The 17,189-nt window shown below is 72.3% G+C and carries 16 protein-coding genes; 10 read left to right on the top strand and 6 right to left on the bottom strand.

Features of this window, described 5'->3' with window-relative positions; genetic code table 11:
- The first annotated feature begins 80 nt into the window (after nucleotides 1–80).
- The gene (locus OJ962_RS24365; protein ID WP_202958250.1) at nucleotides 81–935 is read left to right on the top strand and encodes a hypothetical protein; all 855 of its coding nucleotides are present in this window, start codon (nucleotides 81–83) and stop codon (nucleotides 933–935) included.
- Here OJ962_RS24365 and OJ962_RS24360 read toward each other — a convergent pair.
- Nucleotides 922–1,458 carry a CGNR zinc finger domain-containing protein gene (locus OJ962_RS24360; RefSeq protein ID WP_270006667.1) on the bottom strand — a complete coding sequence of 179 codons (537 nt, stop codon included), beginning with the start codon at nucleotides 1,456–1,458 and terminating at the stop codon, nucleotides 922–924. The two genes, OJ962_RS24365 and OJ962_RS24360, sit on opposite strands and share 14 nt — an antisense overlap.
- A gap of 40 nt (nucleotides 1,459–1,498) precedes the next feature.
- Here OJ962_RS24360 and OJ962_RS24355 point away from each other — a divergent pair, with 40 nt between their 5' ends.
- Nucleotides 1,499–2,824: an MFS transporter gene (locus tag OJ962_RS24355; protein WP_202958248.1), complete on the top strand. Its 1,326-nt coding sequence runs from the start codon at nucleotides 1,499–1,501 to the stop codon at nucleotides 2,822–2,824.
- On the opposite strand, the gene OJ962_RS24350 is transcribed toward OJ962_RS24355, so the two are convergent.
- Nucleotides 2,739–4,091 carry an MFS transporter gene (locus OJ962_RS24350; protein WP_202958247.1) on the bottom strand — a complete coding sequence of 451 codons (1,353 nt, stop codon included), beginning with the start codon at nucleotides 4,089–4,091 and terminating at the stop codon, nucleotides 2,739–2,741. The two genes, OJ962_RS24355 and OJ962_RS24350, sit on opposite strands and share 86 nt — an antisense overlap.
- 58 nt (nucleotides 4,092–4,149) lie before the next feature.
- Between OJ962_RS24350 and OJ962_RS24345 the strand changes: the two genes are divergently transcribed.
- The 3 genes from OJ962_RS24345 to OJ962_RS24335 are packed head-to-tail and all read left to right on the top strand — an operon-like array spanning nucleotide 4,150 to nucleotide 8,143.
- Nucleotides 4,150–4,653, top strand: a complete 504-nt coding sequence (locus OJ962_RS24345; protein WP_202958246.1) for a PadR family transcriptional regulator — start codon at nucleotides 4,150–4,152, stop codon at nucleotides 4,651–4,653.
- A gap of 19 nt (nucleotides 4,654–4,672) precedes the next feature.
- Complete coding sequence (locus OJ962_RS24340) at nucleotides 4,673–4,915, top strand: hypothetical protein (protein ID WP_202958245.1); 243 nt, start codon at nucleotides 4,673–4,675, stop codon at nucleotides 4,913–4,915.
- A 60-nt stretch (nucleotides 4,916–4,975) separates the two neighbouring features.
- Nucleotides 4,976–8,143, top strand: coding sequence for a PQQ-dependent sugar dehydrogenase (locus tag OJ962_RS24335; RefSeq protein ID WP_202958244.1), 3,168 nt, complete (start codon nucleotides 4,976–4,978; stop codon nucleotides 8,141–8,143).
- On the opposite strand, the gene OJ962_RS24330 is transcribed toward OJ962_RS24335, so the two are convergent.
- Nucleotides 8,144–9,052, bottom strand: a complete 909-nt coding sequence (locus tag OJ962_RS24330) for a MerR family transcriptional regulator (protein WP_202958243.1) — start codon at nucleotides 9,050–9,052, stop codon at nucleotides 8,144–8,146.
- Between the two features lie 60 nt (nucleotides 9,053–9,112).
- Here OJ962_RS24330 and OJ962_RS24325 point away from each other — a divergent pair, with 60 nt between their 5' ends.
- From OJ962_RS24325 to OJ962_RS24310, 4 genes are all read left to right on the top strand, one after another.
- Entirely contained in the window at nucleotides 9,113–10,588 is a 1,476-nt protein-coding gene (locus OJ962_RS24325) for a hypothetical protein (RefSeq protein ID WP_202958242.1), read from the top strand.
- Nucleotide 10,589: 1 nt separating this feature from the next.
- Nucleotides 10,590–11,849 carry a nickel-dependent lactate racemase gene (larA, locus tag OJ962_RS24320; RefSeq protein WP_407697539.1) on the top strand — a complete coding sequence of 420 codons (1,260 nt, stop codon included), beginning with the start codon at nucleotides 10,590–10,592 and terminating at the stop codon, nucleotides 11,847–11,849.
- Nucleotides 11,850–11,997: 148 nt separating this feature from the next.
- The gene (locus OJ962_RS24315; protein WP_202958240.1) at nucleotides 11,998–12,171 is read left to right on the top strand and encodes a hypothetical protein; all 174 of its coding nucleotides are present in this window, start codon (nucleotides 11,998–12,000) and stop codon (nucleotides 12,169–12,171) included.
- The gene (locus OJ962_RS24310; RefSeq protein WP_202958239.1) at nucleotides 12,168–12,347 is read left to right on the top strand and encodes a hypothetical protein; all 180 of its coding nucleotides are present in this window, start codon (nucleotides 12,168–12,170) and stop codon (nucleotides 12,345–12,347) included. The genes OJ962_RS24315 and OJ962_RS24310 overlap by 4 nt, the downstream gene beginning before the upstream one ends.
- Nucleotides 12,348–12,672: 325 nt before the next feature.
- Here the strand turns inward: OJ962_RS24310 and OJ962_RS24305 are convergent, their stop codons facing one another.
- On the bottom strand, nucleotides 12,673–15,186 hold the full coding sequence (locus tag OJ962_RS24305; RefSeq protein WP_202958238.1) for an SdiA-regulated domain-containing protein: 2,514 nt from the start codon (nucleotides 15,184–15,186) through the stop codon (nucleotides 12,673–12,675).
- 142 nt (nucleotides 15,187–15,328) lie between these two features.
- Between OJ962_RS24305 and OJ962_RS24300 the strand changes: the two genes are divergently transcribed.
- Nucleotides 15,329–15,760 (top strand): hypothetical protein, encoded by a 432-nt coding sequence (locus tag OJ962_RS24300; RefSeq protein WP_202958237.1) that lies wholly within the window; start codon nucleotides 15,329–15,331, stop codon nucleotides 15,758–15,760.
- Here the strand turns inward: OJ962_RS24300 and OJ962_RS24295 are convergent.
- On the bottom strand, nucleotides 15,753–16,190 hold the full coding sequence (locus OJ962_RS24295; RefSeq protein ID WP_202958236.1) for a hypothetical protein: 438 nt from the start codon (nucleotides 16,188–16,190) through the stop codon (nucleotides 15,753–15,755). The genes OJ962_RS24300 and OJ962_RS24295 overlap by 8 nt on opposite strands.
- The gene (locus tag OJ962_RS24290; RefSeq protein WP_270006666.1) at nucleotides 16,187–16,987 is read right to left on the bottom strand and encodes a hypothetical protein; all 801 of its coding nucleotides are present in this window, start codon (nucleotides 16,985–16,987) and stop codon (nucleotides 16,187–16,189) included. The genes OJ962_RS24295 and OJ962_RS24290 overlap by 4 nt, the downstream gene beginning before the upstream one ends.
- Nucleotides 16,988–17,189 lie beyond the last annotated feature (202 nt).

Genomic DNA, 17,189 nt, shown 5'->3' with positions numbered 1-17,189 from the left:
TTATCCGTACCCATAGGGGTGAGCTGGTTCGCCCTTGTGAGTGATGGCACAAGGTGTTGACGAGCGGGACATTCTCGGCCGTGAACGAGCCCCACACCCCGATCGAGCGCTACGAGGGCACGTGCATCGCGGTCTCGATCGAGCTCTACCGCAACGAGTCGGAGAAGCGTGACCGGCTCGAGTTCTCGGTGGCGCCCGACGTGCGCATGCCGCAGGACATCGAGGAGCTGTTGTTCCGCGCCTACACGCTCTCCCGCCAGGTCCACCTGACGTTCACGTCCGGGCGCGACCGCTCGCTGTGCCTGCAGATGGTCTACGGCGTGATCTCCGGCATCTTCCGCGAGCTCGACCGCGAGGCGGCGATGCGCAAGGCCGGCCACGACAACGTCAAGTGCTCGCAGATGAAGTACCTGGAGACGGCGTGCAAGCGTGCCGAGGCCTACTTCGCGCGCGCGTCCCAGCGCCGCGCGCAGCTGCGCTACCTCGGCGGTCTCGGCGTCGGGCTCCTGCTGACCTCCGCGGCCGGCACCGGGATGACGCTCGGGCTGGAGGCGGTGCCCGAGACCGGCGACAGCCCTTGGATGCTGTTCGCCATGCTGCTCGCCGGCGGGCTGGGCGCGGTGCTGAGCGTGCTGTTCGGGATGACGTCCGGCAACCTGAAGCTGCACACGCTGTTCGCGCACGCCGAGTCCGGCATCGGGCCGCTCGTCGCCGCGGGTGCGCTGCGGCCGCTGGTCGGCGCGCTCAGCGGGCTGCTGGCCTACGTGCTGCTGCAGTCCGGGATCGTGCCGCTCGAGGTCGCCGAAGGCGCGCAGGGCACGCACTTCTTCATCGCGCTGGCGATCGTCGCCGGCTTCAGCGAGCGCTGGACACGCGGGCTGCTGGCCGGCACCGAGGAGCGCCTCCAGGCGGCGCCCGCGGCTAAGGCCGGCTGAGCCGACGCTTCTCGACGTAGCGGCGCTTCTTGGCGTTGGTGCCGCAGTCGGCCATCGAGCACCACTTGCGGCTGCGGTTCTTCGAGCGGTCGAGGTAGAGCCAGCAGCAGTCGTTGCAGCCCCGGAGGCGGTCCAGGTCTTCGCTGCTGATGAGCTGGGTGGCGGCGTGCGCGAGGCGATGGACGATGCTGAGCGGGTCCTCGTCGGGCCACGTCCAGCCGCCGGGTTCGAGGCGGCCGGCGGCGTACGCGGCGCGCGCGTGGACGGCGAGCGCGTCGGCGTCTGCGTCGCGGAACGCGGCCTCGCACGCGGCGCGCAGGTCGCGCGCGGCCTTCACCGCCGCCGCGTCGGCCTCGTGTCCGACGCCCACGCGCGCCGCGAACGTGCGCAAGTCCTCCGGCGTCTGCAGCACGTCGTGCTCCGGCGGCTGTCCGACCTGCCCGTAGATCGTGTTCACGAGGTCGAGCGCCGGATGCCCGCCGTCGAGCCGCATGTTCGCCGCGGTCGGTGGTGTTTCCACCATAAGCGTGTTTGAGGGTAACAGGGCCGGGCAGCCTGGTGGGATGAAGGTCGGGCTCCCGTGCGTCGCGCAGTTCGTGATCGTCCTCGACGTGACGATCGTGGCCATCGCGTTGCCGGTCGTCCAGGACGACCTCGGCTTGTCCGAGCTGGTCCTCGGGTGGGTCGTGACCGTCTATCCGCTCGTGTTCGGCGGCTGCCTGCTGGCGGCGGGCCGCATCGCCGACCGGTACGGCCGGCGCCTGACCTTCACCGCGGGCCTGTGGGTGTTCGGCGGCGCGTCGCTGCTGTGCGCGTTGGCCCCGAGCGGCGCGCTGCTGCTGACGGGCCGCGCGCTGCAGGGCGTCGGCGCGGCGCTCGTCTCCCCCGCGGCGCTGGCGCTCGTCACCGCGGCCCGGCCCTCGGGGCGCGCCCGCGGCCGCGCGCTGGGCTGGTGGACCGCCGCGGCGGCCGGCGGCGGCGCCAGCGGCTGGGTGCTCGGCGGCCTGCTGAGCGGCTGGCTCGACTGGCGCTGGGTGTTCCTGGTCAACGTGCCCGTCTGCCTGGTCGCGGCCCTGCTCGCGCCGCGCGTGCTCGAGGAGAGCCGCGCCGCGGACCCGCGCGATGAGGAGGACGCGGCCTCGCCGCACGCCGCCACCGCCGCCTCGCCGCACGCCGCCTCGCTCGACCTCCCCGGCGCGGTGCTCGTCACGACCGGCCTCGGCGCGCTCGTACTCGCGCTCTCCGGCTATCCCCTCGCGCTCGTGCTCGCCGCCGTGCTGCTCGCCGCGCTCTTCTTCGTCGAGCGGCGCGCGGCCAACCCGTTGCTCGACCGGCGCGTGCTCGGCCGCCGCGCCGTCCTCTCCCCCAATGCGGTCGCGGCCGTCCTCACCGCCACGACCACGCCCATCGCCCTGCTGTGCGTGCTGCACGTGCAGCAGGACCTCGGACTCTCGCCGGCGACCGCCGGGCTGCTGTTCCCGCCGTTCAACCTGGCGGTGATCGGGGCCTCGCTGCTCGGGCCGCGGCGCGGAGCGATCCCGGGCGGGCTGGCGGCGATCGGGGCGGGCGGGCTGGCGCTCGCGATCTCGCCCGCCATCCCGGTGATGCTGGTCGCGTTCGTCGTCATGGGCGCGGGACTCGGGCTGGCTTCGGTGGCGTCGACCGCGCAGGGCACCGCCGCGGTCGACGCGTCCGATCAGGGCCTGGCGTCCGCGCTGCTGGCGACGTCGGCGCAGCTCGGCACCGCGTTCGGGCTCGCGCTGTTCCTGCCGCTCGGGTTCGTGGGCGCGGCGGTGCTCGCGCTCATGCTGCCAGCGCGAACCGTGTTGCGGGCCGTGGCACGGAGAGCAGCGCCGCCGACGCGATCACCGCACCCACGAGCGCGATGACGACGATGCCCGTCCCCGCGGCGACGGCGGGATCGTCGCCGCGCAGGTAGAGCGTCTCGGCGGCGGCCAACGCCACCGCCGCGCCGACCTGCCGCAGCAGCATCAGCGCGCCGAGCCCGCCGCCGATCCGCGCGGGCGCCAGCGTGCGGGTGAGCGCGATCTGCAGTCCCGACAGCTGCGGCCCCACGCCGAGCCCGATCAGCGCCATGAAGACCATGGCCTCCCAGCGCGGGGTGCCGCCGTCGAAGGTCGCGAAGCCGAATGCGCCCAGCCCGATCAGCACCGTGCCGCCGAGGATCACCGTGCGGAACTCCCCGCGCTTCATGATCACGCCGCCGGCGACGTTGATCGACACGATCAGCCCGACCAGCAGCGGATACAGCAGCACCCCGGAGTGCGTGGCGCTCACGTCCTCGACGCTCTGGAAGTAGCGCGGGAGCAGGAGCAGCGTCGCGAACATGCCGAACGCGCCGAAGGTGCCCGCGACGAGGATCGCCGCCGTCCGACGCTCCGCGAACAGCGCGGGCGGCATGATCGGCGCCGCGGCCCGCCGCTCCACCGCGACGAACGCGGCCAGCGGCAGCAACCCCGCGGCGACCAACGGCCACACCCGCTCGCTCAGGCCGATCAGCACGAGCCCGATCGCGAGCGTCAGCAGCCCGATCCCGGCCAGGTCCAGCCGAGCGCGCCGGTCCTCACTGCGCCCCACGCTCGCCGGCAGCACCGACGCGACCACGGCCAGCGCGGCGAGCCCGATCGGCAGGTTCACGAGGAACACCCACCGCCAGCCGATCCCGTCCGCGATGAACCCGCCCAGCAGCGGCCCGGCGATGAAGCTCACGCCCATCAGGCCCGCGAGCGCGCCCTGCAGCGCCGCGTTGCGCTTGCCGCCGTAGAGGTCGGCGACGAGGATGAAGCTCAAGCCCTCGAGCGCGCCCGCACCGAGCCCCTGCAGCGCGCGGAACGCGACCAGTTGCTCCATCGTCTGCGCCGCCGCCGACAGACCCGAGCCGAGCAGGAAGATCGCCATCCCGACAAGCAGCAGCGCGCGCCGTCCCCAACGATCCGACAGCCGCGCGTAGATCGGCAACGACACCGTCGCCGGCACCAGGTACGCGGTGACGACCCACACGTACAGCGACTCCGAGCCACCCAGCCGCTCGACGATCGCGGGCAGCGCGGTGCCGACGATCGTCTGGTCGAGCATCGCGAGCAGCAGGCCGGACATCACGGCGGCAAGGAGCAGTCGTTGGCGGTTCGCAGTCATATGTCGAGGCTTACATGTCTATGTCGACATGTCAATCCGGACAGTACGATGGCGGCAGGTGTCCCTCCGCCACGCGCTCCTCGGACTGCTCGCCGTGCAGCCGGCCACGGGCTACGAGCTCGCACAGAAGTTCGACGTCTCGCTGGGCACGGCATGGCACGCGAGCCACAGCCAGATCTACCCCGAGCTCGCCCGGCTCCAGGAGGCGGGCATGGTGGAGGTCGTCGGCGAGGGCGCGCGCAACAGCCGCACCTACGCCGTCACCCCCGCGGGCCACGACGAGATCCGGACGTGGCTGATCGAGGGCGAGGCCAATCGCAACCAGCGCAACGAGACCGCGGTGCGCTGGTTCCTGCTCGCGCTGCTAGAGCCGGAGGACCGCCGCGCTGCCGTCGAGCGCGAGCTCGCCTACACGGAGCAGTACGTCGCGATGCTGCGCCAGACGGCGGAGGCGCTCGACGCGCTCCCGCGCAAGCACCCGTTCCGCAGCACGGTGGATCTGGGCCTGCGCACGAGCACCGTCATGCAGCAGTGGTTGCGTGAGCAGGCCGAGGAGGCGTAGGGTCGCCACCAGAGCGACCGTGCCCCGGGATCACTCAGATCCGTACGCCGACGTCTCGACCACGCCGTTGTGGGACTTCGCGGTCGGGATGAGCCTGCTCGTCCTCATCATCGGCGGCGGGCTCGCCGCGGTCTACGCGATCGGCTACTTCGTCACCGGCCAGCCAGAGCTCGCCTGGCCGCTGTGCGGCACGTTCTCCGTGCTGCTCGCGGCGCACCTGCTGTTCCGTCACGGTCGCCGAGGCGCGCGCCGGCACGGCTAGGCACGCCGGATGGACGAATATCCACGCGAGAAAGCGTCGAAAGAGCACTAGCTTCCGGGCATGCGGAGGCTGGTCGGATTGCTCGTCGTCCTGGGCGCCTTTGCCGGCGCCGCGTCGGCGTCGGCGACCCCCGTGCTGCCGAGCGGGCTCACGCAGACGACGGCCTGGAGCAATCTCGGCAATCCGACGGTGATCCGGTTCGCCCCGGACGGGCGCGTGTTCATCGCGAGCAAGAGCGGGATCATCAACGTGTTCGACAACCTGTCGGACACGTCGCCGCAGCCGTACGCCGACCTGCGCAACAAGGTGCACGACTTCTGGGACCGCGGGCTGCTGGGCATGGCGCTCGACCCGCAGTTCACGAGCTCGCGCCCGTACGTGTACGTGCTCTACGCGTACGACAAGGCGCCCAACAGCACCTTGCAGCCACGCTGGGGCGACAAATGCGACTCGCCGCCCGGCGCGACCGACGACGGCTGCGTGATCAGCGGCCGGCTCTCGCGCCTGGCGCCGGACGGCACCGAGACGGTGCTGATCGAGGACTGGTGCCAGCAGTACCCGTCGCACTCCACGGGTTCGATCGAGTTCGGGCCCGACGGCCAGCTGTACGTGTCCTCCGGTGACGGCGCGTCGTTCAACTGGGCCGACTACGGGCAGGACGGCAACCCCGTCAACCCCTGTGGCGACCCCGGCGCGCCGGACAGGGCGGCCTCGCAGGGCGGGGCGCTACGCTCGCAGGCGTTCCGCCGCCCGGCCGGGCAGAAGGTCTCGCTCGACGGCTCGATCCTGCGCGTGAACCCGGACACGGGCGCGGCGTCCGCGGGCAACCCGGCGATCTCCGACGCCAACCCCGAGCGGCGCCGCATCATCGCCTACGGCCTGCGCAACCCGTTCCGGATCGCGTTCCGGCCCGGCACGAGCGAGGTCTGGTCCGGCGACGTCGGCTGGAACACGCACGAGGAGATCAACCGCACGCAGAACCTCGCGCAGGTCCGCAACTACGGCTGGCCGTGCTACGAGGGCGGCGCGCGCACGTCCTACGAGACCCTCAACAACGGCTCGTGCAAGACGCTCTACGGTCAGGGCGCCGGCGCGCACACCGCGCCGTACTACGCGTACGGCCACGCCGAGAAGGTCGTCGCGGGCGAGAAGTGCCCGAGCGGCTCGTCGTCGATCTCCGGGCTGACCTTCTACACGGGCACCACGCTCGGCGCCGAGTACCGCGACGCGCTCTTCTTCAGCGACTACTCACGCCGGTGCATCTGGGTCGCGCTGCGCGGGACGGACGGCCTGCCGGACATGAGCACGCGGCGCACGTTCGCGTCCAACGCCGACGGGCCGGTGTGGCTCACGCAGGGCCCCGACGGCGCGCTCTACTACGCCGACCTGCTGGGCGGCTCGATCAAGCGCATCCAGGCCGACAACGTGGCACCGACCGCGCGGATCTCGGCGACGCCGACGGCGGGCGTCGTGCCGCTGAAGGTCGACTTCGACGGCAGCGGGTCGACCGACCCCGATCGTCAGACGCTCGCCTACGCCTGGGACCTGGACGGCGACAACCAGTACGACGACTCGACGGCCGCGCGGCCCTCGTTCACCTACCGCTCGCCCGGCGTCGTGACCGTGCGCCTGCGCGTGACCGACCCGCGCGGGCTGACCGGCACCGCCTCGCAGGCGATCACGATCGGCGCGCCGCCGACGCTCACGCTCGACGTGCCCACCACCCCATGGGCGGTCGGCGACACGGTCCGCTTCAGCGGCTCCGCGCGGTCGAGCGCGGGCGTGACGCTGCCGGCCTCGTCGCTGACGTGGTCGCTGCGACTGCGTCACTGCTCGCGCCTGGATGCCGCCAGCTGCCACACGCACCCGGTGCAGGACTACGCCGGGGTCGCGTCCGGCAGCTTCGTCGCGCCCGACCACGAGTACCCGTCACACCTCGAGTTGACGGTGACCGCCGTCGACAGCTCCGGCCTGCGCACGACCGAGACGGTCACGCTGATGCCGAAGACCGCGGATCTCACCGTGACGAGCGAGCCGGCCGGGCTGCTCGCGTCGCTCGGAAGCGAGACGCTGCTCACCCCCTTCACGCGCACGGTGCTCGCGCGCTCGCTCAACGACGTGGGCGCCGCGCCGCAGCAGGTGTTCGAGGACGGCGAGTGGACCTTCGCCGGCTGGGCCGGCTCGAGCCCGGACGGCCGGGTCACCGCGCCGCAGTCCGGCGCCACGACCATCACGGCGCGCTTCACGCGCCCGCCGCGGACCAGCCTCGCGGGCACCGAGCTCGTCGGCAGCCACGTCGGCACGGCCCAGCCCGGGCGCGGCTCGATCTTCCAGATGACGGGAGCCGTCACCGGCACCGCGAACTCGCTGCGCGTCTGGCTGGACCAGTCCAGCCGCGCGTCGCGGATGATGCTCGGCCTCTACTCGGACCGCACCGGCGCGCCGGGCGCGCTGCTCGGCTCGGGGTCGATCGAGCGGCCGGTCGCGGGGGCCTGGAACACCGCCTATCTGCCCGCGGGCGTGCCGATCGTGACCGGCCGCTCCTACTGGCTGGCCCTGCACAACCCGCCGGACTCGGCCGGGACGCTGGCCTGGGCCGACCGCGCGGCCGCCTCGCGGGCGGCCCAGCACGCGAGCTTCAGCGCGTTCCCCGCCACGTGGCTCACCGGCAGCTGGCAGCCGGACGGGCACGTGTCCGGCGGGGCGTGGCCGGACACGGCGCCGGACCCCGAACCGACGCCTCCCGCGCCCACGCCCACGCCGGAACCGACCGCGACGCCGACGGTCGACCCGCCCGCGCCGCCCCAGCTCAACCCCGCGCCGTTGCCGCCGCCCAGCGTCGACGTGCCGCCGGCCGGTCCGAGGCTCGTCGGCCTGTGGATTAAGTCGCTGCGGCTCAAGAACACCCGCATGGGCTTCATCCTGCGCGGCCCGCGCACGGACGCCGCGTTCACGCTCACGGCGCGCGTCTACGCCCAGCGCTCCGGCACGATCCTCAAGCGCGGCTCGGCGTTCCGGCTCACGACCCGCGCTCTGACCGTGCCGCGCAACCGCTGGACGCGCGTGGCGATGACGTTCGACGGCAGGACGCTGCGTACGTACCGCAACGGCCGGCTCGTCTCCGCCAAGCGCACCGCGAGGCCCGGCACGGACGAGTGGCGCGTCGGCGGGTTCACCGGCCGCGTCGACGACATCCGCCTCTACGACGGCCTCGTCGACGTGCGCTGATCACGCGCGCAGCGCGGCGATGAACCACTCCCACGCCGGCACGGTCGTCGGCACGGGCGGCCAGCCGTTGATGATCGCCAGCAGCTGCCAATAGCGCTCGGCCTGGGGGTCGGTGCCGGTCGCGATCCGGTCGGCGAGCTCGGCGCGCGTGTGCTCGCCCGGAAAGGCCGACTCGAGCTCGGAGACGATGCGCGCCGCCTCGTCCGAAGCCGGGTCCACGCCGGCGGCGAGCGCCGCGCCCGCCCGCTCGCTCACGAGCTCCGCGGCCCGCTGCCAGCCGGCGTCGGGCTGCATCGGCTCGCCGCTCGCGCGCGCCGCCGCGTGTTGCTCGGACATGCGCCGGACGCTCGCCGCGAACGCGGGGTCCTGCACGAGCTCGGCGAGCTCGATCCACGCGTCCACCTGCTCGGGCGACGGCTCCTCGGGCAACTCCGGCAGCCCGGACTTCATCCGCGCGACGAACTCCGGGTCCATGTCTAACCCCTCGAACGCCGTGTCAAGGAAGTTCGCGACGATCCGCTTGCGCTCGTCGTCGCTCAATTTCGCCAGCTTGTGCATGCGCTGTAGCTCCTGTGGGTCGCTTCCGTGTCGTGCGACCGCCTCCAGCACGGCCTTCTGCACGCGCAGGACGCGGATCTGCGCACCGAGCGCGACGGCGTGCGCCGCCGCGACGTCCGGCACGCTGACCTCGCGCTCCAGCACCCGGCGGATCGTCGCGAGATCGATCCCCAGGTCGCGCAGGGTCCGCACCAGCCCGAGCCGCACCAGCGCGTCCTCGCCGTACAGGCGATAGCCGGCTTCGGTGCGGTCGGCCTCGGGCACCACGCCGGCGTCGGAGTAGAACCGGATCGTCCGGACGGGCAGTCCGGTGCGCGCGGAAAGCTCTCCGATGCTCAGCAGGGCGGTCATGCGGACATGCTCAGGTCTCCACCTGGTGGAGAGTCAAGCGGATTCGGTTACAAGTAGGCGATGGCCCGCATCCCCGTGTTCGAGCCGGACCTCAACGTCCCCGTCACGCCGGCCCGCGACGGGACGACAAAGCACCGCATCGTCGCGCTCGGCGACTCGCTCACCCACGGCGTGCAGAGCGGCGCGGTGTTCAACACCGACCTCGCCTACCCGGCGATCATCGCCCGCGCGCTCGGCACCTACGACCGGTATCGCTACCCGCGCTACGGCGGTCCCGGCGGGTTGCCGTTCAACATCGAGTACCTGCTGCGCGAGCTCGAGCGGGTCGCAGGCGAGTCGATCGCCGCGTGGGAGGCGCCGCGCGCGCTGTACACGGCGTGGCGCTGGATGGACGAGCTGGAGGACTACTGGGAGCGCGGTGCCGGCAGCGTGCCGCCGAAGGTCGCGGCGATCAACCACGCGTTGGCCGTCTACGGCTGGGACCTGCGGGACGCGCTGAGCATGACGGCGCAGCGTTGCCTGGACCGGCTGCAGGAGCCCGCGCAGGACGCGTGGGTCCTGTCCAAGGTGGACCGCGACAGCGAGCGCGCCGCGCTGCACGTGTATCCGCACTGGCCGCCGGAGCGCCGCACCATGACGCTGCTCGACGCTGCGCGGGCGCTCGGCGAGGACGGCGGGATCGAGACGCTCGTCGTCTTCCTCGGCGCCAACAACGCGCTCGGGACGGTGACCAGCCTCAAGGTCGCCTGGAGCGGTGACGACTACGCCGACCTGCGCGCCAAGGGCAAGTACACGCTCTGGCGGCCCGAGCACTTCCGCGCGGAGCTGGCGGTGCTGGAGGAGCAGGTGCGCGGGACCCGGGCGCGCCACGTGATCTGGTGCACCGTCCCGCACGTCACGATCGCGCCGATCGCGCGCGGCGTCAGCGCCGACAAGATGGCGAAGGGCTCGCGCTACTTCGCCTACTACACACGGCCGTGGATCAGCGACGACCAGTTCGACCCCGAGCGCGACCCGCACATCACCGGCGACCAGGCCCGCACCATCGACGCCACCATCGACGCATTCAACGACGGCATCCAGGCCACCGTCGAACGGGCGCGCCACGACGGTCGCGACTGGCTGCTGCTCGACATGGCGGGGCTGCTCGACCGGCTCGCCTCCCGCCGTTACATCGACGACGAGACGGCGCGGCCGCAGTGGTGGGAGCCGTATCCGCTGCCGCCCGCGGTGGCGAAGCTGACCCCGCCGGTGACCTCGCGCTTCCTCACCAGCGACGGGCACGGCGGGCGCGCGACCGGCGGCCTGTTCTCGCTCGACGGCGTCCACCCCACGACGGTCGCCTACGGCCTGATCGCGCAGGAGCTGATCACCGTGATGCGCGGCGTCGGCGTGGCCGTGCGCGACGTCGACTTCGACTGGCTGATCGGGCGCGACACGCTGATCGGGCGGCCGCCGCAGAACATCACCTCGGGCCTCGAGACGCTCGGCTGGGCCGACGACGCGCTGGACCTGGTGCTGCGCGCGCTCCCGTAGAGTGGCGGGGGTGAAGGTCCGACTCGCCTACGGCGTCGGCGGGCTCGAGGTCGAGCTGCCCGACGACCGCACCACCGTGGTCGAGCCCGCGTACCACGCGGGCGCCCCCGACGAGGCCGCGGTACTGCGCGCGGCGCTGCGTGAGCCCGTCGCCGGCCCGCCGCTGCGCGAGCTGGCGCGGCCCGGCATGAAGATCGCGATCTCGATGTGCGACGGCACGCGCGCGCAGCCGCGCGACAAGATGATCCCGGCCGTGCTCGACGAGCTGGGCGTGCCCGACGACGACGTCGTGGTGCTGGTCGCCACCGGCACGCACCGCGGCAACACGGACGAGGAGATCCGCGCGATGCTCGGGGACGAGCTGGTCGAGCGGGTGCGGGTCGTCAACCACGACGCGCGCGACAAGTCGACGCTGACCTACCTGGGCGAGCACGGCCGCGACGTCCCGGTGTGGATCAACACCGAGTGGGTCGAGGCCGACCTGCGGATCACCACCGGGTTCGTCGAGCCGCACTTCTTCGCCGGCTTCAGCGGCGGGCCGAAGCTCGTCACGCCCGGGCTGGCCGGGCTGGACACGGTGCTCGTGCTGCACGACGCGGCGCGCATCGGCGACCCGAAGGCGACCTGGGGCGAGATCGAGGAGAATCCCGTCCACGCCGACATCCGCGCCGCGGCGAGTGCCGCCCCGCCGCACTTCGCGTTCGATGTCATCCTCAACCGCGAGCAGCGCGTGATCGAGGCCTTCGGGGGAGAGCTGGCGCCGATGCACGCGGCGGCGTGCGAGGCCGCGCGGCGCTTCGCCATGCAGGCCGTCCCGCAACCGTTCGACGTCGTGGTGACCAGCAATTCCGGCTATCCGCTCGACCAGAACCTCTACCAGGCCGTGAAGGGCATGAGCGCCGCGGCGAAGGTCGTCAAGCCCGGCGGGCTGATCGTCTGCGCCGCCGAGTGCCGCGACGGCTTCCCGGGGCACGGCTCCTACCGGGAGCTGCTCGAGCGCCACGCCTCCCCGCGCGAGTTCCTGCAGGCGATCAAGCAGTCCGACCACGTCACGCCCGACCAGTGGCAGGTCCAGATCCAGTACAACATCCAGGACCACGCCCGGCTCGTCATGCACACGGGCCATCTGACCGACGACGAGCTGCGCGCCGTGCACCTGGAGCAGACGCGCGACATCGCGGCGACCATCGCGGCCGAGGGCGACTCCGCGACCGTCTGCGTGCTGCCCGAGGGGCCGCAGACGATCGCCTACGTCGGCTGACCGGCGCCGCCGAGCGGCGGCGACTGTTACGGTGAGGGAGTACAAGCCGGGCGGTTCGCTGGTCCGGCATCCCCGTGCTCAGCGCCGTGTCGTCGCCCCCTGGCGACTCTTCCGAACGCTCACGCACAAACCGTTTGGAGGCCCGGCAATGACGACCGGCACCCAGCAGGACCTTTCCACCCCGGCACGCCGCGAGTCGGTCAGCACGGCGACGGGCATCACCGCCGAGCGCGCGGCGCTCGCCGCCCGTGAGCGCGACCTCGTGCTCGTCCGCGCCGCCGCGCGCCGCCTCGCCGAGGGCCGCGCGGAGGTCGTGCGATGACCCCGCCGCGCCCGCCTCAGCAGCCTCGTCCGCGTTCGGCCTCGCCCGCCGAGCGCAGCGCCGAACAGGCGGCGCACCAGCAGAGCCTCAAGGAGGAGGCGGCGGAGCGGCGCGAGCGCGCGGCCGCCAACCCGCCGACGCCGCGCAAGCCGCGGCCGACCGGGACCCGCGGCTAGGCCGGCACCCACGGGGTGCGGTTTCCCCCACCTCGCGCGGGGCGACAGACCACACCCCAAGACGCCAGCCTCCATCACCGGACGAGGTCCCTCGGAATGGGAGAGTTCTGCCTGTAAGCAAGACCCTCCGAGCCGAAGACAACAGGACCTCCTCTCTCTCCTCCCCAGTCGTTTCGCGAGCCGCCCAGTTCCTCCCCAGGACCGCACTCGCCCCACAGACGACGCCGGCTCAGAAGATGCGACGAAGAGGCCCCGCCTGACCAGCGGGGCCTTCGTCGTTGGCGATCATCGCGGCAGCCGACTTCGTCGGCGCCATGCGCGATCGCTACGGGTTGGTGGTGCTCAGCGTGAACGTGATCGTCTTGCTGTAGCTGCCCGTGCGCAGCGGGTCGTTCTTGCCGACCGCCTGCTTGGCGACGACGTCGACGACGTCGTTGGAGACCGGAGCGGTCCAGGCCGTCTTGGACAGCGTGACCTGCAGCGGCTGGGCCAGCTGGAAGGCACCGTTGGTCAGGTGGCCGGGGTCGGACATCGACAACGTCGCCTCGCCCGCGGTCGAGATGACGTTCAGCGTCGTGCTCGCGGTGTACTCGTTCGCGACACCGGCGATGAACGGTGCGAACTTGACGGGAGCGCCGAGCGTGAGCCCGAGCTGCGGCGGGACCTCGGCGACGATCGTCGCGTCCGTCTTGACCTCGGAGTACGGCGCGGCGATGCGACCGGGCGAGCCGACCTCGCCGTTGTGGAGGAACGCGCCGTTCACCCCGGCGGCGCTGAGCTTGACGCCGTTGACGTTCTCGAACGTGAAGCCGATCGTGGACGCGCCGAACGCGAAGCCGCCGACGCGCGTGCCGGTTGGATCGAACAGCCACACGGCGTCGCCGTCGGTGGAGAGGCCGATGCCGGAGCCGCTGTAGAAGCCGATCTGGATGCTCGGGGCCAGGCCCCAGGCCGCGCGCAGCTGCTCGGCCTTGGCCGCCGTGCCCTCGATGAACAGGGCCGACTCACCCGCGGCGATCGTGGTCACGCCGTTGAGCGCGATCGCGGACGCGAACGCGTTGGAGGAGTCGTCGACCTTGAAGCCGGCGAGGCTGACGGCGTTGGCGCCGAGGTTGGTGACCTCGAACCAGTCCGCCTGGTACGGGCTGTTGCCCGAGCTCCACGGCGACGCCTCGGTGACGGCGAGCCTGGGCGCGATCGTGCCCGGCGAGCCGGTCTCGCCGTTGCGCGTGAAGGCGCCGTTGACGCCGGCGACCGACAGCTGGACGCCGGTGACGTTCTCGAACGTGAAGCCGTTCGTGGAGGCGCCGAAGCTGAAGCCGGTGACGCGCGCGCCGGCCGCGTTGAACAGGTTGACCGCGTCGCCGTCGGTCGAGAGGCCGATGCCCGAGCCGCTGTAGTAGCCGATCTGGACGCTGGCCGGCAGGCCCCAGTGGGCGCGCAGCTCGGCGGCCTTGGCGGCGGTGCCCTCGGTGAACAGCACCGATTCGCCCGGCGCGACGACGCCGACGCCGTTGAGGACCAGCGCGTTGTTGAAGTTGTTGGAGCTGTCGTCGACCTTCCACCCGGTCAGGTCGACGGGCGTCGTGCCGCGGTTGGTGACCTCGAACCAGTCGGCGCCGACGGGGCTCTCGCCGCTGCTCCACGGCGCGGCCTCGGTGACCGCGATCGCCGAGACCGAGACCGTGAGCGTGGCGCTCGTGGCGTCCGGCGTGGTGCCGACGGTGGCGTCGTCGACCGCGACCGCGACGCTGAAGCTCGTGCGGTCCAGCGGCGTGCCCGCCTTCAGGTACAGCGCGCCGCCGTCGATCTCGAACGCCGCGGCGTCCGCGCCGGTCACGCTGAGCGTGTTGGTGCCCTGGGCGTCGTCGCTGACGACGATGTCGGCGACCTTCACGCGCGTCGCCGTGCTGGAGACGGACGTGACCGGGTTGGTGAGCGTGACCGCGGTCGGCGCCTGGTTCGGGCCGCCCTGACCGGACGGCGCGTAGACCCACAGCTGCGGGGTGTTGGCCCCGCCTCCGAGCTCGTTGACGACGTAGATGCGGCCCGTGCCGTCGATGGTCACGCCCTCGTGGCCCTCGGCGGCGGTGCCGACGTTGAGGGAGCTGGTGACCGTGCCCGTGCGGGTCGCGTTGACGAGCTTGCCGGACTCCTGGCTGAGGATCAGCAGCTGGCCATCGGCCTGGGCCTGGACGTCGGCGATGTCGAGCAGCTGCAGGCCCGCCGGATCGAACAGGTTCGTGCTGTTCTCCGCCGTCGGGCTGCCGTTGGAGGCCGTGCCCGCGAGCCAGTCGACGGTCGTCTGGAAGACGCCCTGCGGGTTGACCTCCTTGACCACGACGAAGCCGTTGCTGAACGGGTCGCTCGAGAGGCCCTCGAAACCCTCGTTGCCGATCGTCGTGCCGAGCTTGACGCTCTGGACGTTCGCGCGCGTGAGCGTCGTGTTCGGCGCGTACGTGAAGCGGTTGAGCTGACGCGCGCGCTCCTCGGCGAGCACGAACTGGCCGCCGCCGATGGCGGTGAGGCCCTCGGTGTCGTCGAACGCGCCCGACGCGAGGTTCATCGTGTCGATCAGCTGGCCGGTCTTGCTCACCTGCACGATGCAGGTGCTCTCGTCACCGACGAGGAACAGCGAGTCGGTCGCGGCGTTGTAGGTGATGGCCGAAGCCTCGGCCGCGAGCTGGCAGCCGGCGGGCGGGGTCGTGCGGGTCGGTTCGGGCAGGTCGAACCGCCCAACGCGCACGTAGCTGGACAGGTCGACCGCGGCGAGCGCAGGGGCAGGCGCCGCAAACACGGCTGCCCCCACGACCGCGGCGAGGGCACGCCGTTTGGTCATACCGCCGACCCTACGAGCGCGCCCGCGCGGGGGTTGTTACGGACTTGTTGCGGGATGTTCGAACTGGACGCGTGACCGATGCCCCGAACTTCAGGGTCTGACCCCGATTGTCCGCCGTGCTCGGGTCGCATAGCGTTACCGCGTGACTCACTTCTTCCGCATCCTCGTCGCCGCCCTCGCCGCGGCGCTCCTCACCGCCCCGGTCGCGTCCGCGCAGTCCGCGTTCGCGCCCACGCTCAGCGCTCCCTCGAACGGCAAGTCGCTCGCGCGCGGCAAGGCGTTCACGTTCAAGGCCAAGCTCGACTCCGCGTCTTCGGCCTCCGGCGTGTTCGTGCGCGTCGCCAAGTCGAAGAAGGTCGACGCCGAGGGTCTGATCTCGGACGACCTGTACATGCGCTCGATGACGCTGCGCGGCGGCACCTACCAGCACAAGACCGAGCGCTACCCCGCGCTCAGCTCGCACTTCCTCAACAAGCCGGGCAAGTACTACTGGCAGGCGTACGCGATCGATTGCAGCGACGGCACCGACGACTGCAACATCGAGAGCGAGATCCGGTCCTTCCGGATCAAGTAGTGGCGGCGGCTTCGGCGGCCGCGATGTGCTGCACGAGGCTGCGGCCCGGCGGATCGCCGAAGTAGCCCATCACGACGCGGCCGGGATCGAACTTCTCGCCCGCGTCGTTGCGGATCACGTACCGCGTGTAGGACGGGGAGCTCGGGTCGTCGTCGACGGCCCAGCTCCCGCCGTTCGCCTGCGCGAGCACGGCCGCGACGTACACGAGCAGCTTCGCGGCGAGCCAGTTGAAGTCCTCGCGCCCGAGCGTGGAGATGTCCTCGTCGCGCAGCAGCTCCTCGACCGGCCCCATCGCGCCGAGCGGGTTCTCGAGCATGCCCTGCTCGTCGACGCGCACGGCCTGCGCCCAGTCGATCAGGGACTGCACGCTCTCGTTCTTCCACTCCGCGAGGCCCTGCTGCCGGGCGGAGAGCTTCTCGGCGTCGCTCATCCCTTAGGTCTACCGAAGATGTTGACCACGATGCGGTTGCTCGTGAGCAGGTCGACCAGCTCGCGCGACGGCGGGGCGTCGAGGAAGATCCAGATCGGCCGGTAGCGCGGGTTGGACGCCATCAGCGCGACGTCCTTGGCGATCTGCTCGCGGATCTCCCCGCTCAGCGGCACTTCGAACTCGACCGTCTGCCCGTTGACCGTGCGGTAGCGGCCGTACGTCTTGACCTCGAGCGCGAGGTCGTCCGCGACGCCCGGAACGTAGTTGTCCGGGTAGCGGCCGCCGGGCTTGGTGACCGGCAGCGCGCCGTTCGGGTTCGTCTGGACCGGGAAGTGCCGGCCGCGCTGGGCCTGGTAGAGGTCCTCGATGTAGTCCTCGCCGGCCTGCCACTTGTTCGGCTGGCGCAGGTTGAGCACCTGCCGCAGCGTGTGTCGCATCGGCGGGCCGGACGCGATCTGCTGCGGCGTCCGGTGGAAGATCTGCTGCATGCGGCCGTTGACCGGCGTGTACATGCGGATGCCGGTCTCGTCCATGACGACGATCGCGTCGGGGAAGTCGGGGCTGCGCCCGACCACGCGCGCGCCGTCGTCGGCGACCGTGAACTCCCAGCCGTCGTTGGTGCGGAACTTCTGGCCGGGCCGCAGGCTCGGGCGCTGACGCACAGGCGGTCCGCCGGTGCGCGCGGGCGGGGCGCCGGCGCGGCGGGCCGGGAGGTTGCTCGGCTTGGCGTTGCGCGCGGGGCCGCGGCGGGCGGCGTTGCGGACGGCCTGGGCGCCGCGGCGGGCGCCGTTGCGCACGGCCTGCGCGCCTCTTCTTGCCCCGCTGCGGACGGCCTGCGCGCCTCGTCTCGCTCCACTGCGGACGGCCTGCGCGCCTCGTCTCGCTCCACTGCGGACGGCCTGAGCGCCGCGCCGAGCGGCGGTGGCGGCGCCGCGGCCGGCGGGGGCGGCCGCCCCCCCCCCCGCGCCGGGCAACCCGGGGGCCACGCGGGCTGTGGGA

The organism is Solirubrobacter deserti, from assembly GCF_027587175.1.
Taxonomy (GTDB): domain Bacteria; phylum Actinomycetota; class Thermoleophilia; order Solirubrobacterales; family Solirubrobacteraceae; genus Solirubrobacter; species Solirubrobacter deserti.
The sequence above is the reverse complement of the archived record's forward strand: the minus strand, read 5'-3'. Positions and strand labels throughout refer to the sequence as shown.

Coding starts and splice junctions, on each gene's coding strand:
- OJ962_RS24360 (WP_270006667.1), bottom strand. CDS start 1,458: ATGGTGGAAACACCACCGACCGCGGCGAACATGCGGCTCGACGGCGGG.
- OJ962_RS24355 (WP_202958248.1), top strand. CDS start 1,499: ATGAAGGTCGGGCTCCCGTGCGTCGCGCAGTTCGTGATCGTCCTCGAC.
- OJ962_RS24350 (WP_202958247.1), bottom strand. CDS start 4,091: ATGACTGCGAACCGCCAACGACTGCTCCTTGCCGCCGTGATGTCCGGC.
- OJ962_RS24335 (WP_202958244.1), top strand. CDS start 4,976: ATGCGGAGGCTGGTCGGATTGCTCGTCGTCCTGGGCGCCTTTGCCGGC.
- OJ962_RS24330 (WP_202958243.1), bottom strand. CDS start 9,052: ATGACCGCCCTGCTGAGCATCGGAGAGCTTTCCGCGCGCACCGGACTG.
- OJ962_RS24325 (WP_202958242.1), top strand. CDS start 9,113: ATGGCCCGCATCCCCGTGTTCGAGCCGGACCTCAACGTCCCCGTCACG.
- OJ962_RS24315 (WP_202958240.1), top strand. CDS start 11,998: ATGACGACCGGCACCCAGCAGGACCTTTCCACCCCGGCACGCCGCGAG.
- OJ962_RS24310 (WP_202958239.1), top strand. CDS start 12,168: ATGACCCCGCCGCGCCCGCCTCAGCAGCCTCGTCCGCGTTCGGCCTCG.
- OJ962_RS24305 (WP_202958238.1), bottom strand. CDS start 15,186: ATGACCAAACGGCGTGCCCTCGCCGCGGTCGTGGGGGCAGCCGTGTTT.
- OJ962_RS24295 (WP_202958236.1), bottom strand. CDS start 16,190: ATGAGCGACGCCGAGAAGCTCTCCGCCCGGCAGCAGGGCCTCGCGGAG.